The sequence below is a fragment of the Salirhabdus sp. Marseille-P4669 genome (assembly GCF_900240405.1).
In the GTDB taxonomy this organism is placed as follows: domain Bacteria; phylum Bacillota; class Bacilli; order Bacillales; family Alkalibacillaceae; genus OEQK01.
Window position 1 is genome coordinate 1 of the sequence record NZ_OEQK01000012.1, and the last position, 17,099, is coordinate 17,099.

The 17,099-nt window shown below is 35.3% G+C and carries 16 protein-coding genes; 2 read left to right on the plus strand and 14 right to left on the minus strand.

Annotated features, from left to right (window positions below; all coding sequences use genetic code 11):
- Window positions 1-217: 217 nt before the first annotated feature.
- From C1A05_RS17300 to C1A05_RS17350, 11 genes are all read right to left on the minus strand, one after another.
- Window positions 218-1,153, minus strand: coding sequence for a ring-cleaving dioxygenase (locus C1A05_RS17300; protein ID WP_102029492.1), 936 nt, complete (start codon window positions 1,151-1,153; stop codon window positions 218-220).
- 279 nt (window positions 1,154-1,432) lie between these two features.
- Complete coding sequence (locus tag C1A05_RS17305; RefSeq protein ID WP_102029493.1) at window positions 1,433-3,127, minus strand: methyl-accepting chemotaxis protein; 1,695 nt, start codon at window positions 3,125-3,127, stop codon at window positions 1,433-1,435.
- A 192-nt stretch (window positions 3,128-3,319) separates the two neighbouring features.
- A complete protein-coding gene (gene brnQ, locus C1A05_RS17310; RefSeq protein ID WP_102029494.1) occupies window positions 3,320-4,657 on the minus strand; it encodes a branched-chain amino acid transport system II carrier protein in 1,338 nt (445 codons plus the stop codon).
- A gap of 336 nt (window positions 4,658-4,993) precedes the next feature.
- Window positions 4,994-5,200, minus strand: a complete 207-nt coding sequence (gene copZ / locus C1A05_RS17315; protein WP_102029495.1) for a copper chaperone CopZ — start codon at window positions 5,198-5,200, stop codon at window positions 4,994-4,996.
- Window positions 5,201-5,230: 30 nt separating this feature from the next.
- Window positions 5,231-7,615 (minus strand): heavy metal translocating P-type ATPase, encoded by a 2,385-nt coding sequence (locus C1A05_RS17320; RefSeq protein WP_102029496.1) that lies wholly within the window; start codon window positions 7,613-7,615, stop codon window positions 5,231-5,233.
- A 12-nt stretch (window positions 7,616-7,627) separates the two neighbouring features.
- On the minus strand, window positions 7,628-7,930 hold the full coding sequence (locus C1A05_RS17325; RefSeq protein WP_102029497.1) for a metal-sensing transcriptional repressor: 303 nt from the start codon (window positions 7,928-7,930) through the stop codon (window positions 7,628-7,630).
- A 276-nt stretch (window positions 7,931-8,206) separates the two neighbouring features.
- Window positions 8,207-9,178 carry an NAD(P)H-binding protein gene (locus C1A05_RS17330; protein WP_306373283.1) on the minus strand — a complete coding sequence of 324 codons (972 nt, stop codon included), beginning with the start codon at window positions 9,176-9,178 and terminating at the stop codon, window positions 8,207-8,209.
- 85 nt (window positions 9,179-9,263) lie between these two features.
- Window positions 9,264-9,836, minus strand: a complete 573-nt coding sequence (locus tag C1A05_RS17335; RefSeq protein ID WP_102029498.1) for a TetR/AcrR family transcriptional regulator — start codon at window positions 9,834-9,836, stop codon at window positions 9,264-9,266.
- A gap of 146 nt (window positions 9,837-9,982) precedes the next feature.
- On the minus strand, window positions 9,983-10,147 hold the full coding sequence (locus tag C1A05_RS17340) for a hypothetical protein (RefSeq protein WP_234998619.1): 165 nt from the start codon (window positions 10,145-10,147) through the stop codon (window positions 9,983-9,985).
- A 58-nt stretch (window positions 10,148-10,205) separates the two neighbouring features.
- Window positions 10,206-10,496 (minus strand): ACT domain-containing protein, encoded by a 291-nt coding sequence (locus C1A05_RS18465; protein ID WP_102029513.1) that lies wholly within the window; start codon window positions 10,494-10,496, stop codon window positions 10,206-10,208.
- Window positions 10,497-11,351: 855 nt separating this feature from the next.
- Window positions 11,352-11,951: a TetR/AcrR family transcriptional regulator gene (locus C1A05_RS17350; RefSeq protein WP_102029499.1), complete on the minus strand. Its 600-nt coding sequence runs from the start codon at window positions 11,949-11,951 to the stop codon at window positions 11,352-11,354.
- Window positions 11,952-12,049: 98 nt separating this feature from the next.
- Here C1A05_RS17350 and C1A05_RS17355 point away from each other — a divergent pair, with 98 nt between their 5' ends.
- Window positions 12,050-12,763, plus strand: coding sequence for a GAP family protein (locus tag C1A05_RS17355; protein ID WP_102029500.1), 714 nt, complete (start codon window positions 12,050-12,052; stop codon window positions 12,761-12,763).
- A gap of 24 nt (window positions 12,764-12,787) precedes the next feature.
- Window positions 12,788-13,009, plus strand: a complete 222-nt coding sequence (locus tag C1A05_RS17360; protein WP_102029501.1) for a hypothetical protein — start codon at window positions 12,788-12,790, stop codon at window positions 13,007-13,009.
- Between the two features lie 420 nt (window positions 13,010-13,429).
- Here C1A05_RS17360 and C1A05_RS17365 read toward each other — a convergent pair whose 3' ends face one another.
- The 3 genes from C1A05_RS17365 to C1A05_RS18560 all read right to left on the minus strand — a co-directional run bounded on the left by C1A05_RS17365 (window position 13,430) and on the right by C1A05_RS18560 (window position 16,333).
- On the minus strand, window positions 13,430-14,998 hold the full coding sequence (locus tag C1A05_RS17365; protein ID WP_102029502.1) for an EAL domain-containing protein: 1,569 nt from the start codon (window positions 14,996-14,998) through the stop codon (window positions 13,430-13,432).
- Window positions 14,999-15,033: 35 nt separating this feature from the next.
- A complete protein-coding gene (locus C1A05_RS17370; RefSeq protein ID WP_102029503.1) occupies window positions 15,034-15,609 on the minus strand; it encodes a diguanylate cyclase domain-containing protein in 576 nt (191 codons plus the stop codon).
- Between the two features lie 277 nt (window positions 15,610-15,886).
- Window positions 15,887-16,333, minus strand: coding sequence for a CBO0543 family protein (locus C1A05_RS18560; RefSeq protein ID WP_102029504.1), 447 nt, complete (start codon window positions 16,331-16,333; stop codon window positions 15,887-15,889).
- Between the last annotated feature and the right edge of the window lie 766 nt (window positions 16,334-17,099).

Consider the following 17,099-nt stretch of genomic DNA (forward strand, 5'->3'; position numbering starts at 1 on the left):
CCATTTCTCTGATTAATTCCCTCGGTAATTTCATGTCGAAAAACCTCCTTGGCAAAAATTATTTATCCTAATTCTTGCCAAGGAGGATTGTTTTGAAACCTATTTACACAACTTTTTCCGCACCGTCAAGTGTATTTCTGGAGCGATATTTCTCCGCTATTCAAAGTACGGGTTTCCCTTTCAAAAAGTACGTTTGTCCCATCCTCTTCGTTACCAATTAATTATCTAAATTGCGCACTTGAATCGGAAAAAGGGATTGATTTAATTGCTCTCGATACTTTTCGTACCATTCTGGAAGCTTTAGTTCACTACCCATTGTGTCATAGGATTCATCATGAGCAAAGCCTGGTGGGTCTGTTGCAATTTCAAACAATATATCGCCATACTCTCTAAAATAGATAGCATTGAAGTAATTTCGATCTTGAACTGGTGTTACACCGAGTCCCGCATTTTCAATATATTGTTTCCAATCCAATTGGTCTGCATCGTCTTCAGCCCTCCATGCAATGTGGTGAACGGTCCCAACTCCCATTCTCCCTTTACCGGTAGCTGTTCTTTTTACATCAATCACATTCCCAATATCTCCATAAGACTTATAACGAATCAAATCATCTTCTTCGCCAACTTTTTCAAGCCCCATATACTCTAGCAGCTCTGTTGTTTTATCAGATCTACTTGATAACAATAGTGCGCCACCAAACCCTTTAATGGCTACCTCTTTTGTGATGTCGCCAATCTCCCAGCTACTCTTAGCGCCTTCTTTTCTTTCAACAATTTCTAATTGTAGACCATGTGGGTCAGTAAAAGACAGATACGTTTCTCCAAATCGATTAGTAACGTTATATTCAATGTTAAACTTCTTCAATCTGCTTTCCCAGAAAGATAACGCACCGACAGGAACAACATAAGAGGTTACACCCACTTGCCCATCCCCAATTCTTCCTTTATACGCGTTAATCCATGGAAAAAAGGTTATGATGGTTCCGGGATTTCCTTCATCATTTCCAAAATATAAATGGTAGGTTCCTGGATCATCAAAATTAATCGTCTTTTTCACAAGTCGTAAGCCTAATAATCCAGCATAAAAATCTACATTTTCCTGTGGATGACCAACAATAGCAGTTATATGATGAATTCCAGCAGTTTTTTTCATTTTGTTTGCTCCTTCATGTTATTTTCGATAAGCTCGCATATTCTAATCTTCTATTTAGTATTGCAATCATCACTATGAACAAATCACTTCAATTCAATTATCTCTAATTCGAAATAATTGTATAATACATCTACACCATTGTCAATGTTCGACTTAATCGAAAGCTCAAGATTCGTTAAAGATTTTACTCACTCCACAACGGCTCATTCCGAGCAATCTAGTACCTATAGAATGAAAAAAGACCAGAGAAACAAGTATGTTTCGTCTGGTCTCCAACATTTATAATGTAAATCGTTGTACTAAGGATGTTAAGTTTTCCGCTAATTTAGCTAAATCATCCGCACTGCTTGCAACCTCATCTATGGAGCTACTTGTTTGTTGCGCAGAAGCAGAAGTCTGTTCAATACCTGCAGCAGATTCTTCTGATATAGCTGCTATTTCTTGAACAGAGCTACTCATCTGTTGTGTATTTGCTGTAATTTCTGATAGGTTTGTCGTAATCGTGTTAATACTCGTTACCATCTCATTAACAGAAGCACGAATGTTATGGAACTTCTCACCGGTCATCTCAATTTGATTCGTTCCCTTTTCAACATCTTGATAACCACTTTCTAGATTTTCCGTAACTAAATCAAACTCATTTTGAATGTTTGTCACAATTTTTGTTATGTCTTCAACAGAATGTCCAACCTGTTCTGCCAGCTTGCGCACTTCATCCGCTACAACTGCAAAGCCTTTACCATGCTCTCCAGCTCTTGCTGCTTCAATCGCTGCATTTAGAGCTAATAAGTTCGTTTGATCAGAGATGTCTCGAATAACGTATACCAGTTTTGAAATTTGTTGCGATTGTTCATCAAGCGTTTTTACCTTTTGTACAGCATTTTGGAAAACATCGTCGATGCGTTTCATTTGTGTCATCGATGCGTTCATTAATTCTGTACCGTCGTTTGTTAACGTAATAACTTCGTTTGACTGTTCTTGAATTTGTTCTCCAAATACATTAGCCTCTTCCACTTTTTCCGTGTAACCAGCCATCACAGATGACAATTCACCTGTTTGGTTTGCTTGAGACTCGGAGCCTGAAGCCAATTCTTCCATTGTAATGGTGATTTGCTCTGTTCCAACCTTCACTTCGTTTGCAGACTGGTTTAGCTCCTCACTATGTGCAGTTACATTGTTGGATTCCTTATTGATTTCGATTAAAAGGTTACGAATATGATCTACCATCTCGTTTGTTGCATGCATTAATTGACCAGATTCATCCTTTTGAATCGTGTCAAAACGCTCCCCACTTAAATCTCCTGTGGAAATACGCTTCATTCTACCCATAACCGTACGTATTGGATTGGCAATAAAGTTTGACGTGATAATGGCGATTGCAATTCCTAATACCGCAACTAAAGCTGTAATAATAACACTATAAAATTGCATGCTTTCGCCATTTTCTACTACTTGAAGTCCTAGTTCCTTCATAGTTACTTCACGTTCACTTGCTAACTCGTTAAATCCGGAGACTAAATCCACTTCTAACTGTTGTACTTCATTCTTTAAAATAGATTCTGCTTTCGCCATATTTCCTTTATCGATTTCTGCAAAAATCTCGTCCGTAAAAGTACCCCATTGAATCTTTTTCTCAATAAGTTCGTTTAGTTTTTCTGACTTACTTAGCTCTAAAGCTTTATTTTCTAAAGAGATACTACTTTCTGTTTCCGCTTCAAACTGTTCGCGATAGGATTCATCCCCATACAACATATAGCCTCGTAATAGACTTGTTCTTTGCGCCATATTTTGAGCTAGGTTTTTATCCGTTGTTAGTAGTTCGAGTTCCTCCGAAATTAAATCCTTCATCGCACCATCTATTTTATAGATAGAATAATAGTTATAGGCACTTAACAGTATAGTAAGAACAATTAATGCGGAAAATCCCACTAATATCTTCGTTTTTATACTTTTATAATTAAAAAGCTTTTTCATATATAAGACTCCTATTATTATATTTGTTATGTAGTGCATAAGATGCACATGGGTAATCTTATATGTTTTCACAAAAAATTTCTATACTTTATGCCATATTCAAAACATTACCAACATTAGAAAATTTACAGCAGACAAACATTAAAGAAGGCAACCGCTAACGGCCGCCTTCATCTATACCAATAATTTTATTTACTTCACTGTCGTTGGATTTAAGCTTTCTTTCTTCAATAGGCTTAATATAAAACCAATGACGCCTCCTAAAATAGCCGGGACAAACCACCCTAATCCTACGTCATAAAGTGGTAGAGCAGAAGTGAAAAATTCATTTACTGCTTCCACTTTAATACCCGCAGCATTCAAGCCATCGAACAGAGCTACGATAAACGTGAATAGAACACTTACTTGATACACTTCTTTTCTTCCTTGGAAAAGCGGATGTAGAAACGTTAATAGCATTAAACACATTGCTAACGGATAAAGTGCAGATAATACTGGTACTGAAAACTCAATAATAGAAGATAAACCAAAGTTCGATATAACCGCACTAAATAATGTGAAAACAGTTGCCCATGCTTTATACGAAACAGATGGAACGATTTTATTGAAATAAGAAGCGCAGGATGTAATTAACCCAATACTAGTTGTTAAACATGCTGCGACAACAATTACCGCTAGGATCATTTTTCCATATGATCCAAAGTAAAACTCAGATGCTGCTGATAAAATAGCTCCACCATTATTTAAATAGCCTAATCCTTCAACACTAAATGCCCCCATATAAGCAAGAGACGAGTAAATGATTGCCAATAGAACCGCTGCAACTAAAGCAACCTTTAAAGCCGTACCCATTATTTCTTTTTTAGAAGTTGCTCCACGATCCTTAATAATATTGATAATAATAATCCCAAACACAAATGCTGCTAGAGCATCCATTGTTAGATAGCCCTCTTGAAACCCTTTGAAAAAGCTATCTGTCATATAGCCTTCTGTAGCCGGTTGAATACTACCAATTGGGTTAATGATCGAAGCAATGATTAACAAACCGATAACTACTAATAAGATTGGTGTTAATACTTTCCCGATAATATCAACAAGTCTCTTTGCCTGTAAGGAAAAATAGAGGGTAATTCCAAAGAAAACAATAGTAAAAACGAATAATGGCCAAGCGCTTGATGAATTATTTAAAAATGGAACGATTCCAATTTCATATGCAACTGTATTTGTTCTTGGTATTGCAAAGAGTGGTCCGATTGTTAAATAAAGCGCTACGGTAAATAACAGTCCATAGATTGGTGTAACTCGACTTGCTAACGACTGCAAATCACTTTTTCCAGAAAAAGCTAAAGCTAAAACCCCTAGCACGGGTAAGCCGACACCTGTAATAATGAATCCTAGATTGGCAGAAAAAATATTTTCCCCTGCTGCTTGTCCTAATAAAGGAGGAAAGATTAAATTTCCCGCTCCAAAAAATAAAGCAAATAACATAAAACCTACTGCAACAACATTGACTGAACCCTTCGATGACATGCTAAAGACCTCCATTTTGTAATGATTTCAACATAAAGTTAGAATAATGATTGCTAAAGTATCGTCTCTATAAGGATTATGTTAAAGAATCCATAATATAATGTTACAAATTTCGACAATCTTGTCGAAATTGTTAATGAAAGAAATATAACATGGAAAATTTTAAAAAGCAACATTTTTCAGAAAATAATCTATATTATAATTTTGTAAATTTTTATGTATTCGCTTTCTTTTTTTAAAAAAATTGATTAGTCTCCTAGACAACTTTTAAAACTCCTTGATACACAAAAAAAGAACGCTGATTTTCCAATAGGAAATCAGCGTTCTTTTTTTATATTACGCTTCCACATCATAGCCTTGGTCTTCAATCGCTTCTTTCATGGCATCCACGTTGACTTTTGCTTCATCAAAAGTCACGTCTACAGTACCATCCTCTAAATGAACCTCCGCCTTGGATACGCCATCTAAATTCTTCAACGCACCACTAACAGACATTTTGCAATGCCCACAAGACATACCTTGCACATGTAGCGTTTTTTCCATGATCTCTTCACCTCCTTTTAATGGATACTTCTATAATTTCACTCGTTTTAAGCGCAGGGAGTTGGTTACAACACTTACGGAGCTTAATGCCATTGCTGCACCAGCAATCCACGGTGCAAGTAAACCAACTGCAGCAACTGGAATTCCTGCTGTATTGTAGCCAAAAGCCCAAAAAAGATTTTGACGGATATTTCGAATCGTTGCATGACTAATTCGGATTGCTTTCGGGATGAGCAATAGCTCTCCACCTAGAATCGTTACATCCGCCGCTTCTATCGCTACCTCTGTTCCAGTTCCAATGGCAATCCCAATATCCGCCGTAACTAATGCAGGTGCATCGTTCACTCCATCCCCGACCATTGCTACTTTTTTACCTTTATTTTGAATTTCTTTAATCTTGTCAGCCTTTTGTTCAGGTAAAACCCCAGCAATTACGCTTTCAATACCTACTTGTTTTGCAATTGCGCGTGCGGTTCTTTCGTTATCACCTGTTAGCATAATCACTTCCATTCCGAGTTCTGCTAATTGGTGAATGGCTTCTTTTGCCGTTTCCTTAATCGTATCCGCAACCGCAACATTTCCGCGGTACTTTCCATCTATGGCAATTAACATTGCGGTTTTGCCATCGGTTTCAAATTCAACTAATTTATCCTCATTACCTTTTATATCAACGTGATGATCATTCATTAATTTTCGATTACCAACGAGAACGTGTTTACCAGCAATTCTCGCTTCAATTCCATGACCAGGTATAGCATGGAACGCATCTACATGGAGAAAATCTAAATTCTTTTCTATTGCATATGCTACTATAGCTCCTGCAAGTGGATGCTCTGATCCCTTTTCCGCACTAGCTAACAGCTGTAATGTTTCTTCGTCTCCAGAAAAGTCCGTTACTTCCGGTTTTCCTTTTGTGATGGTTCCCGTCTTATCTAATACAATGGCTTCTAATTGATGTGTTCCTTCTAAGTGTTCGCCACCTTTAAATAGGATTCCACTTTCCGCAGCCCTTCCTGTACCTACCATAATAGAAGTTGGTGTTGCAAGTCCTAATGCACACGGACAAGCAATCACTAGCACAGCAATTGCTGCAACTAAGGCAGGTTCAAATTGACCCGGTTCCACAAAAGCGATCCAGATGACAAAAGTGATAAGTGCAATACCGATAACAATGGGAACGAAATACCCTGAAATAACATCTGCTAAACGCTGAATAGGTGCTTTTGATCCTTGAGCTTCTTCTACTACTTTAATAATCGATGCAAGGGCGGTATCCTTCCCAACTTTGGTTGCTTCCATTTCAATAGAACCATTTTTATTAATGGTAGCTCCAATTACCTTTGCACCTGGGGCCTTTTCAATAGGAATGGACTCTCCCGTAAGCATGGATTCATCGATAGAAGTTCGGCCTTTCACAACAATACCATCTACAGGTATTTTTTCTCCAGGTTTAACAACTAAGCGATCTCCAACGAGTACTTGCTCCACTGGAATCATCACTTCTTTCCCATCCCTAATGACACGCGCTTCTTTTGCTTGTAAATTAAGTAATTCCGATAGCGCATTCGTCGTCTGGCTCTTTGCTCTTGCTTCTAAATATTTACCAAATAAAATCAACGTAATTAATACAGCACTTGTTTCAAAGTATAAGTGCGGCATATAATCCGGATTGCCGATTGTCTTCATTGCTTCGTATAAACTATAAAAATATGCAGCACTTGTACCTAATGCAACAAGTACATCCATGTTCGCTCCACCATTGCGAAGATTTTTATAGGCACCAACATAAAATTGTCCTCCGATGATAAATTGAACAGGTGTCGCTAATGCAAATTGGAACCATGGATTCACGAATACATCTGGAATATTCATATTAAATAAATGAACCAACATCGTTATCAATAGAGGTGCAGATAACAAAGCTGAGATGATTAACTTTCTTTTTTTGTTCATTAGCTCTTTTTCTTTGTGTGTTTGCTTTTCTTCTGCTTCCGCTTTTAATTTCGCGTCGTAACCTACGTTTTTGATTTTCTCAATTAATCCATTCGGATCGACTATGGCAGGATTATATTCGATAGATGCCGTTTCTGTTGTTAAATTTACAGATGCAGATCTTACCCCATCCTGCTTATTAAGCACCTTTTCTATTCGGGTTGAACAGGCAGCACAAGTCATTCCAAAGACATCTAATTCTGTTTTTTCCATCAAAACCCCATATCCGACATGTTCAATTTTCTTTGTAATGGCTTCAATAGAATTTTTTTCTGGATCGTAATCAATTGTTGCTTTTTCCGTTGTTAAATTAACTTGTGCCTTTACACCGTCCATTTTATTTAACGTTTTTTCAATACGATTGGAACAAGCAGCACAGGTCATGCCGGTTATTCCAAGAGTTGCGTGATTTGTGTCACTCATAGTACTCCCTCCTTACTTGGAGAATTGTTTTAGAACTTCCATTAATTCCTCAATCGTTTCTTTGCCTTCGCCTTGACGAATTGCATCACTTACACAATGGTTGATGTGTCGTTCTGTGATCGCAAAACCTACGTTTTTTAATGCAGATTGAATCGCACTGATTTGAACTAAAATATCGACACAATACCGGTCGTCTTCCACCATCTTCTGGATACCTCGAACCTGGCCTTCTATTCGTTTTAAACGGTTGATAACCTTTTGCTTTTCATCATTCGTTCTTGGTGTGCTCGGGTGATCATGTAAGAATTTACCCAACTGAATCACTTCCTTATTTTTTATACTTATACTATACCCCCATATAGTATTTGTGTCAAATTAAATAATTATTTGATAAATAAAAAATAAGGACTTAGAAGGCATTCCCATTTCACTTTGGACTTCTAATCCTTATATTATGATCTACCACACTATTTATCTTTTATTCTAATAGGTAAGATTGTTTCATGAACGGTGTAAGCCATAGTGGAGAAGTGCAGTTGATGAATCTAACTCTCTTAAAACTATTTCTTAGGTTGTTCTCAAAATTTGACGTTACTTTTTACGACGTAATATTTTAAGGGTTCCATTGTTCATTTGCTTATATACTTTAAGCGTCTCCCTTATTCCCTCATCATATGGTGTTCTTGGTACTGGGCCGATAAGCTGTTCGTATTTCTCCCCACTCAATACGACAGGATCCTCGTTTAAATATTGCATTTCCGCAAATTCTCTCATTTGTTTATTAAACAGACCTAAAAACCGAATCATATGTTTGGACACAGTGAAAACAGACTTCTCGTATCCAGTTATTCCTCGAACGATTTTTATTATTTCTTCGCCGTTGATTACATCATATGCTGGCACATTCCAGCTTTGGTTTACAGCACCTTCATGAAGGGCAAGCTCAACTATCGCCTTCGCCCCATCGGGTGTATAAATATGTTCTCTAGGAATTGCTTGACTGCCAATAAACCCAGCTTTTTTATTCTTTGCAATCTGCCTTAACATATAGTTCAACTGGGCATTTTCAGCATACGGACCATAAAAATCAGGAAAATGGACCATAATATACGGCACACCGGAATTTTTGATTAACTCCTCCATTTCCAAGCGAATTTTTCCTTTTTTAGTGTTCGGATTTTTGGGAGTTGTTTCATCCATTTCCTTACCTATGCTTTTTCCATAAGCATAAATATTGTCTACAATCGCAAGTTTTAACGTGTATTTTTTGGCAGTTGCAATGATATTTTTCGTGATCCTCGGTAGTTTTTCCGCCCAATCACCATAAGGTAAGTTTATCGCATGAAAAATTACGTCAACATCACGTGCAGCAATCTCTAAATCTTCTAGATAAAATGCATCCCCAGGGTGTATCAACACATTATGCTCTTCTCCGAACATGGTATTTAGCTTTTCTTTAGAGCGAGCAAATGCCATTACCTTAACCTTTCGTTTTACTAGTTCCTTAACGATTGAAGATCCCATTCCACCAGATGCTCCTAATACTAGGGCTTTCTCCATCATTATCATCCTTCCTATTATTAATTAACCAGTGTTCAAATAGTAGTAAAATAGAAAGTGCTTCAGCTAGACGAATAGCTTAAACACTTTACTTCTTTGTTATTTTCAGTAGTAGGTCGACATGTACTTCGGCCATACTTTTTACATCTGAGAAATGTGGTACATGCCGCAAATAGTGTGTGACAAACCCGTGCAGGGACAAAAATATCGACCAAACCTGCTGAACCGTAAGTTTTTGTTCACTAAACATAGCAACATAGTTCGCAAAACTTTGGTATGACTTATTTGGACTGTCATTAATAAAATTACGTATTTCCTCATCTTTAAGCAAAAACATAATTTCATAATGACTTTGATGAGTTAAGCCAAATTCAATAAATCCTAGAAATATTTGCCTTAGCTTCACGATATCTGGTATTTCCTTCTTAACAAGTTCCTCCAGCTTTTTGTCAAGCATGTCAAAATGAAGCTCAACTAAAGCATAAAATAACTCTGCCTTGTTTTTAAAATGATAATAAATCGCACCATGGCTGTAATTTAACTGCTTGGCAATTTGTCGCATCGATACGTGTTGATATCCCTTTTTTACAAATAAATCACGAGCTGCATCCATAATCATTTCACGGGTTAACTCTTTTTCTACAGCTTTTCTGGCAGCCATTTGTATGATCCTCCATTTATCTAACCACTGGTTAATTAAAAAATACTATATATATTTTGTGAAGTCAATAAAAAGAGGAATTAATAAGCAAAACATACAATAAACACAACCAAAGCAACTTTTAACGTCGCCTTCGTTGAAGAAATTTACTGCTGATATAAAGGTGAATTTTCAATTGCTTTTTTTACTGTTTGAATCGGTATACCCTTTGACCAGTATGCTTCTTTACTCAAGAAGTTATGTATTAATGATAAATCCAAGTAATCTTTATTTGTAGAAACTGAAAATCCGTTATTAACCCACATATCCAAGTTAATTGCCCCAAATAAGTACGTTAAACATCCATCAATCAACTTGTAATAAACTCTTTTAAATATCGCTAAAAGAGTGACCTTTACTTTCTAATACAACTCTCGCCTTCTCTACTAAATGACTTTTAACAAGTATGTAATCCGTATTGTAAGTTGAAATAGCAAAAATACTAATTTTATTTTCTGCTAATGTATTTGCTAATGAGGATAATATTCCAGTTAAACTAAAGTCTAAAACACCCTCTACTTTTATACACTTCCAATCATTATCAACTTCCCTAAATTGTTCATTATTCGGTAAACATTCGGAAAGACATACTACAGATAGTTCCTCATCTGTGCGAGTAATAGAAAATTCTTATCACTAAAACATACTAAACCCTCCTCACACTGTATAGACGACAAAATCTTGGAATCTTTTTCAATTCCGTGTTATTCAACTGCTAAAATGTCGGTTTCGTCCCCACACTCCCCTCAAACCCTTGTGGTTCTGAGCCCCCCCTCTTATCTCGCCCTTTTTCTTCATTCCATTATGTTATTTTGTTCTTGCCCAAAACCCCCATTTTCGCCCTCTTTTTTCCGTTCTGGGTTGTATCGAATATTCGGACAATGTTATTAAGTTCGTACCAGAATGGAGAGAAGAATCAGGAGAAAAGATTGAAAAAACACGTTGAGAAATGCACGAAAAAGAACTGAAACCCTACGGGTTTATACAGTGTGGAAAACAACAGAATAGACACAAGAGAAATTGAGAAAGGATGTTTGGAACCCTTATTGGACAAGGGATTGAGGGATATTGAGCAAAAGAAAAAGGACTGGATCATTTTGAATCCAGCCCCGAATTTTGATTGATTTTTTATTGAAAAAACCGATTGAATAACGATTGATTACATAAAGATCTGCCCGCTGCTCTTTCCGCTTGCTTTGCCGTTTGGATACCAACTATGTGGCAGTGGGTACCGACTTTTTAACATGGGGAAGAGGAATAAGACAGCTATATATAGTAGAAAAAAGAATAGAGAAATAAGAAGCATGGTATTGATCCCACCTTTATTCCGCAAAAGCCCTCGTTACTCGAATATAGTATTTGTATTTGTGAAATGTATTTTCCTTTCAATAACATCTACCAATGTAAATTGATTCAGTTTTTTATTTTCAATCATAATCACCCCCAATTTGATTGAGCACTCATTTTATTAACTTTCTAATTACATACTTTGCAAAGTGTTTCTAAATGATAACGGATTACTTCCTTAACCTTTTCTGAGGAGTACACATCTGGTCTTAATAGAGCATGAATTGACAAACCTTCAATCAATGCTGATAGCCTACTTGTTTCTAATTCTACATTAATTGACTCTGGTAAAAGCCCTTGTAAAACTAACATCTGAATCATAGAACTCGCTAATTCATACGTTCCGTTAGTCATTTCATCTTTTTTTTCTTTTAATGTATCACTTGTAAGTGAGCGAAGTGCAAAGATCCACCAAACACTCGTTTCAATTTTCTTTTTATCGTCAATTGGCACAAGCTCTAATAGAACTTCCTCAACTGCTTGCAATGGGTTTTCTGACCAATTTTTACTTTGAGAACGTTTTTTTCCTTCTTCCAGGTAATAATTCATGATAAATAATAACATTTCATCCTGTGTTGAAAAATAATGTCTTAACGCACCAGAGGACATCCCTGCTTCAGTTGCAACTCTGCGTATTGATGCTTTCTCAAACCCTTCTTGCTTAATAATATTCCATGCAGCTTCTGCGATCGACTTCCTCTTTTGCTCATGATTAACAATCTTTGGCATTATTAAAACCACTTCCCTTATTTAACACGGTGTGTTATTATCTTTTTAGCACATTGTATTATAATAATACCACATATTAAAAAGGAGGTACTATTTAATTGATAGAAACGATTGAAGCAATGATGCCATCTTCATTAATAGACATATCAACAGCCTTAATAATTATTTCCATTTGTGCCTTAGTTGACATATTTAGTCCTGGTGTACTCGCTGTAACAGCCTATTTATTATTGACACAACCTAATCAATTATCTTCTCGCTTGCTTGTTTTTCTATCTATTACGCAATTAGGCTACTTTGTAATGGGTTTATTACTATACTTTGGTGGAGAATCACTATTGACGAGAATCGAACAATTATCTGAAATTGACTTTATCAATTGGTTTTATATCCTTTTTGGAATGGTTCTTGTTCTAATTAGCTTCAGTAAACCAAAAGATACTACAAAAAAACGTTTAATTTCAATTATACCCACAAACACAACTATCAAAGGGATGATCATATTAGGAAGCATTGTTTTTCTAATTGAATTTGTAACTGCATTGCCTTACTTTTATTCAATTTTATTAATGGATCACCTAGCAATAGAGCCTACTCCTTCTATCTTAATTATAACTGGGTACAATCTTGTAATGGTGCTTCCTTCACTACTGCTTTTAGGAGTTAATATTGTGCTTAAAGACAAACTACATCAATTTCTAAATAAAATCAGGTCAAAATTAAATGAAGCTCCAATTTCTTCACTCTTAGTAGCGATAGGAGTAGTAGGTGCAGTTTTTTTCAACATCGGTCTTAGAGGCATATTAAATTAAAAAAATTTTAATGAGGTGTTCATCATGAAAGAAATTATTAGTGGACTTAGTTTACTATTCCTTATCCAAGGAGTAGGAGGGCTAATTAATCATCTAACAAATGGAGGTAAAAGCTGGTTTTTAGTTAATTATGTTGATGCCTTTCAAGGATATGAAATCATTTTAAACATTGTATTTATTATAGTTGGCGGGGTCATAGGTTTAGCATCTCGTAAAAAAGACGACTCTACTAAAAGTGAAAATTAAAATGTACAAATTTACACTACAGCGGAGGAATTCTCAATTCTCACCACTTCCGCTGTTTTCCCTTTACTTTGCCTTTTAGAAAAGAAAAGGGACGAAGTCCTCTGGACCCGCCCCTGAATTTTGATTGATTTTACGATAGAATCAAGATTGAATACATATTTGTTTACCCGCTGGTCTTCCCGCTCTGGATACCAACTATTTAGCAGTAGGTACCGACTTTTTAGCGTGGGGAAGAATAAAGATATAAAATTGCAGCCCAATTCTCATCCCTTTTTCCATTGAAGCCCCTATTAGTTTAATAAGGTAACTGAATCTCCACAATTTCTTTTAGATTTTTTATTTCATTCAGGCTCATTTGATTATTGCATTGGGCTTGGACTGAGTGTTATGTTTACTTATTTTCTCATCTTTACTGAGATACTATGAAGTTGTGTTATTATTTTTTATTTGATTTTTGATATAACTATATTTATTTGATTGAACTAGCCTACAATTTGGAACAAGAGGATTTTTCCTAATTTGCAACGAAAGATTATTTAATATTTTCGCTAGAACTTCCCGTTCCGATTCAGATATAAGAAATTCTACCCCATAACGAAATATGCCTTCCTCATTTTCTTCCTTCCAAACAATTCGTCCTTTTAAATTAAATACTTCACCAAGAATCTCTACTTCAAACTCATAAATAATATCATGATTAACAGAGAGAAGGAGATGGGATAAGAACCGAAGTCCACCAAGTCCGATATCTTCAACTAAAATCTCGGTACGCCCTAATTGAATTTCCTTATCTTTAAACTTTATGATCGTCATTTGTGAACTCATTGGGAAATATAGCTCTACTCTGAAATAATTTCGTTTATTTTCGTAGAAACTTTGTTTTTCGACATTTGGCTTTAATACTCTATTTCTTAACATTTTTAGTAAATCCGAGACAGGAACTGGTTTACTGAAAATATAGCCTTGAATTTCATCACATTCTTGCTGTTTTAAAAACTGTAGTTGTTCAGGAGTCTCAACACCTTCAGCTACTACACTCAATCCTAACCCGTGAGCTAATTGAATAATAGACTTTACAACAGTTGAATTAGAACTATTAACGGATACATCTTGAATAAATGATTTGTCTATTTTTAACACATGTATCTTATATCTCGTTAGATAGGACAAAGAGGAATAACCTGTTCCGAAATCATCCAAAGATACTCTTACGTTCAAATAATTAAGCTCATTAATGGTTTTCTCAACAAGACTCTGGTTAGCTAAAATTGAAGTTTCGGTTATTTCAATTTCCAACCATTTTCCATCTAATTTATTATCCTCTAATAGCCTCGTTATGTTCGGAACAAAATCAGCAGAGATAAATCGATCAGCAGATATATTGATTGAAATAGGTATTAGATTCAAGCCTTCATTTTGCCAAGAATTTAGAACTAGACACACTTTTCTTGCAACCCAATTTGAAAGGGAGTGAATCAATCCTGTTTCTTCCGCAATGGGTATTATATCAGCAGGTGTTATCATTCCCCAATCTGGATGATTCCATCGAATTAATGCTTCAGCACCTATTATTTCACCTGTACTCACTTTTACTTTTGGTTGGTAATGTAATTCTAACTTGTTCTCATTAATGGCTTTTCGTAGATCATTTTCTAACGACAATCTTTTGTAACTATAAATATCCATGATTGAATTATATTCTTCTGCCTTACTTTTCCCCATATCTTTAGCATGATTAACTGCTATATCAGAATTCTTCATTAAGGTTTTGCAATCTTCACCATGTTGAGGAAATACACTAATTCCTAAACTTACAGTTACAAATAATTCATAATCATCGACAATAAAGGGTTCTTCTTTTACTTTTGTGATCATTTTTTCAGAAAAAGTATAAATTTGTTCTTTTTCAATTATATTGTTTAATATAACTGCAAATTCATCCCCACCAATTCTTGCTATGAAACCCTGATTACTAATGATTCCAACCAATCGTTCAGCAAACTGTAAAATAAGTTTTTCACCAATTATGTGTGACCTAGGGTATCATTTATATTTTTAAACCTATCTATATCCATGTAAATTAGAGCGAATGATTGCTTTTTTCCTTTTGATTTCTCAATTAATTCATTTAATTTTTTCTCTAATAAAATCCGATTTGGAAGATCTGTTAATTGGTCGTGAAATGCCAAATGCTCAATTGTTTGTTCATACAATTTTCGTTCTGTAATATTAATTGCATATCCAATTATTCCTTCATCAGTTGGAATAACTCTTACCTCTAGCCATTCTTTTGTTGGTTCATAATAATCTTCGAACGTAACTGTAACTCTTTCTTCCATAGCTTTATGGTAAAAGTTGTAAAATTTAGTTCCCACTGCCTGCGGGAGTACCTTCCATATATTTTGTCCAGTAAGTTCTTTTCTCTCTTTATTTACGAACCCCTCCATCTCTTTGTTTGTATATATAATCTTCCAATTACGGTCTATTATAAAAAAACCATTTGTTATATTATCCAGAATCGTTTCACTTGGTGGTAAATAAGTAATGTTATCCTTTCGTTCCAAATCACTGGTAAGAAATGATTTATTAAATAATTTCATGTATCCACAACCTTTTCGAGTTTAACTGACAAAAAATTTTATCACAAACTACATCAGTTACCTATTAACTTTATTAGAACTCAGATATAGAACAGATCGGTTTATATTTTTTTTTATCCACTAAGACAAAAAATATGAAGTTGACTCAAAGCTAGAGAAATGATCGCTGTTTAATATAACTATATTGATTATTATTAAACTCTTGGATGGATTCCAAGCGTCTACAATGTGAACTTTTATGTTTTTGTTAATTAAAGATGTAATTTTGACTTTATTACTAAGTTTCTCTTTTATCCGCCGTGTAGTCTAACACAAAATAAAGGATGCACATTGAAATAAAGTAAACCCCTGCAGAATAGATTATTTTCCATTCACCATAATGTAAAACTCTAATATAAACTGCATACAATTCAAGTAATACAAGAATGCAGGTCCATCCCAAAATATATAAAAATTTCTTAATGGTATTAGATCTCAGGGGAAAATAATTAAAAATAATAAGCAGTACAGCAACCTCACCTAGGGCTACTATTAAGTACAACCATTCTATTTGTTCTTTATCAAAATACCAGTAGAGTTTGTACCTTAAATCAAGATACATATCAGTTACAAAATTCATTAACAAAGCAAACTGTATTGTAGCTAGTAACTCGTGCCTAGTTCTTTTTCTGGGCATTTTTAGAGCAACTAAAAGCACTAAAATAACTGTCACTATAAATAGCATTACCAAGAGGAACACCTCGTTTTTTAAAAAACAATAATATATCCATCATATTATAATTATTTTTTGATGAATTATTCTTTTTGAGCTAACCCTTTACTTTAATCATATTCTTCCACAAAGTTCTTGTAAGTATTTGGGCAGCAAAGACTTAACCATCTCTATTTAGAAATTTTATTCAAGAATTAGTCCAAATTATGTCTGCAGCTTTAGGTACCGATTTTTTAGCGTGGGGAAAGAGAATTTAGCAGGGAGATATGTTCACTCTCAGTATGATAAAGTAATTGTCCAAGTAACGTTATATCCATACTTCCCCCGCTAACTTTTACCACCTTAATTTGAAATACTTGTCCTAAAAAGACGCTGTATATATTAACCCTCATCCATCTACTATGTCCCGATCGAATAATTAACGTTCCCACGCTCCTTCCCCTCCTCACTCCCCTCAACTCCTTCTCCACCAAGGGCTCACGCCCCTTTTTCATCTCTTCCCATTTTCTGTTATAGAAAAATTACGTTCCCGCCTTTTTGCCGATTTTCGGATGAAATTGTACCGATTTTACAATGATTTTGATAAAAAAATTACGTTTCAGAATAGAAGAATACGGAGTAGATGAATGAGGACTTTCTGATTCTAAGGAGTGAGGAAAAACACTGGAAAGGATGCTGATTCAATACTGTGTGGGAAACTAACCGAAAGAGGCTAGGAACCTTACTGGACAAGGGATTGGAGGAATACGGAATTGAAAAAACGATTGGATTCGGATTG

Coding starts and splice junctions, on each gene's coding strand:
- C1A05_RS17300 (WP_102029492.1), bottom strand. CDS start 1,153: ATGAAAAAAACTGCTGGAATTCATCATATAACTGCTATTGTTGGTCAT.
- C1A05_RS17305 (WP_102029493.1), bottom strand. CDS start 3,127: ATGAAAAAGCTTTTTAATTATAAAAGTATAAAAACGAAGATATTAGTG.
- brnQ (WP_102029494.1), bottom strand. CDS start 4,657: ATGTCATCGAAGGGTTCAGTCAATGTTGTTGCAGTAGGTTTTATGTTA.
- copZ (WP_102029495.1), bottom strand. CDS start 5,200: ATGGAAAAAACGCTACATGTGCAAGGTATGTCTTGTGGGCATTGCAAA.
- C1A05_RS17320 (WP_102029496.1), bottom strand. CDS start 7,615: ATGAGTGACACAAATCACGCAACTCTTGGAATAACCGGCATGACCTGT.
- C1A05_RS17330 (WP_306373283.1), bottom strand. CDS start 9,178: ATGATGGAGAAAGCCCTAGTATTAGGAGCATCTGGTGGAATGGGATCT.
- C1A05_RS17335 (WP_102029498.1), bottom strand. CDS start 9,836: ATGGCTGCCAGAAAAGCTGTAGAAAAAGAGTTAACCCGTGAAATGATT.
- C1A05_RS17350 (WP_102029499.1), bottom strand. CDS start 11,951: ATGCCAAAGATTGTTAATCATGAGCAAAAGAGGAAGTCGATCGCAGAA.
- C1A05_RS17360 (WP_102029501.1), top strand. CDS start 12,788: ATGAAAGAAATTATTAGTGGACTTAGTTTACTATTCCTTATCCAAGGA.
- C1A05_RS17370 (WP_102029503.1), bottom strand. CDS start 15,609: ATGAAATTATTTAATAAATCATTTCTTACCAGTGATTTGGAACGAAAG.
- C1A05_RS18560 (WP_102029504.1), bottom strand. CDS start 16,333: ATGCTATTTATAGTGACAGTTATTTTAGTGCTTTTAGTTGCTCTAAAA.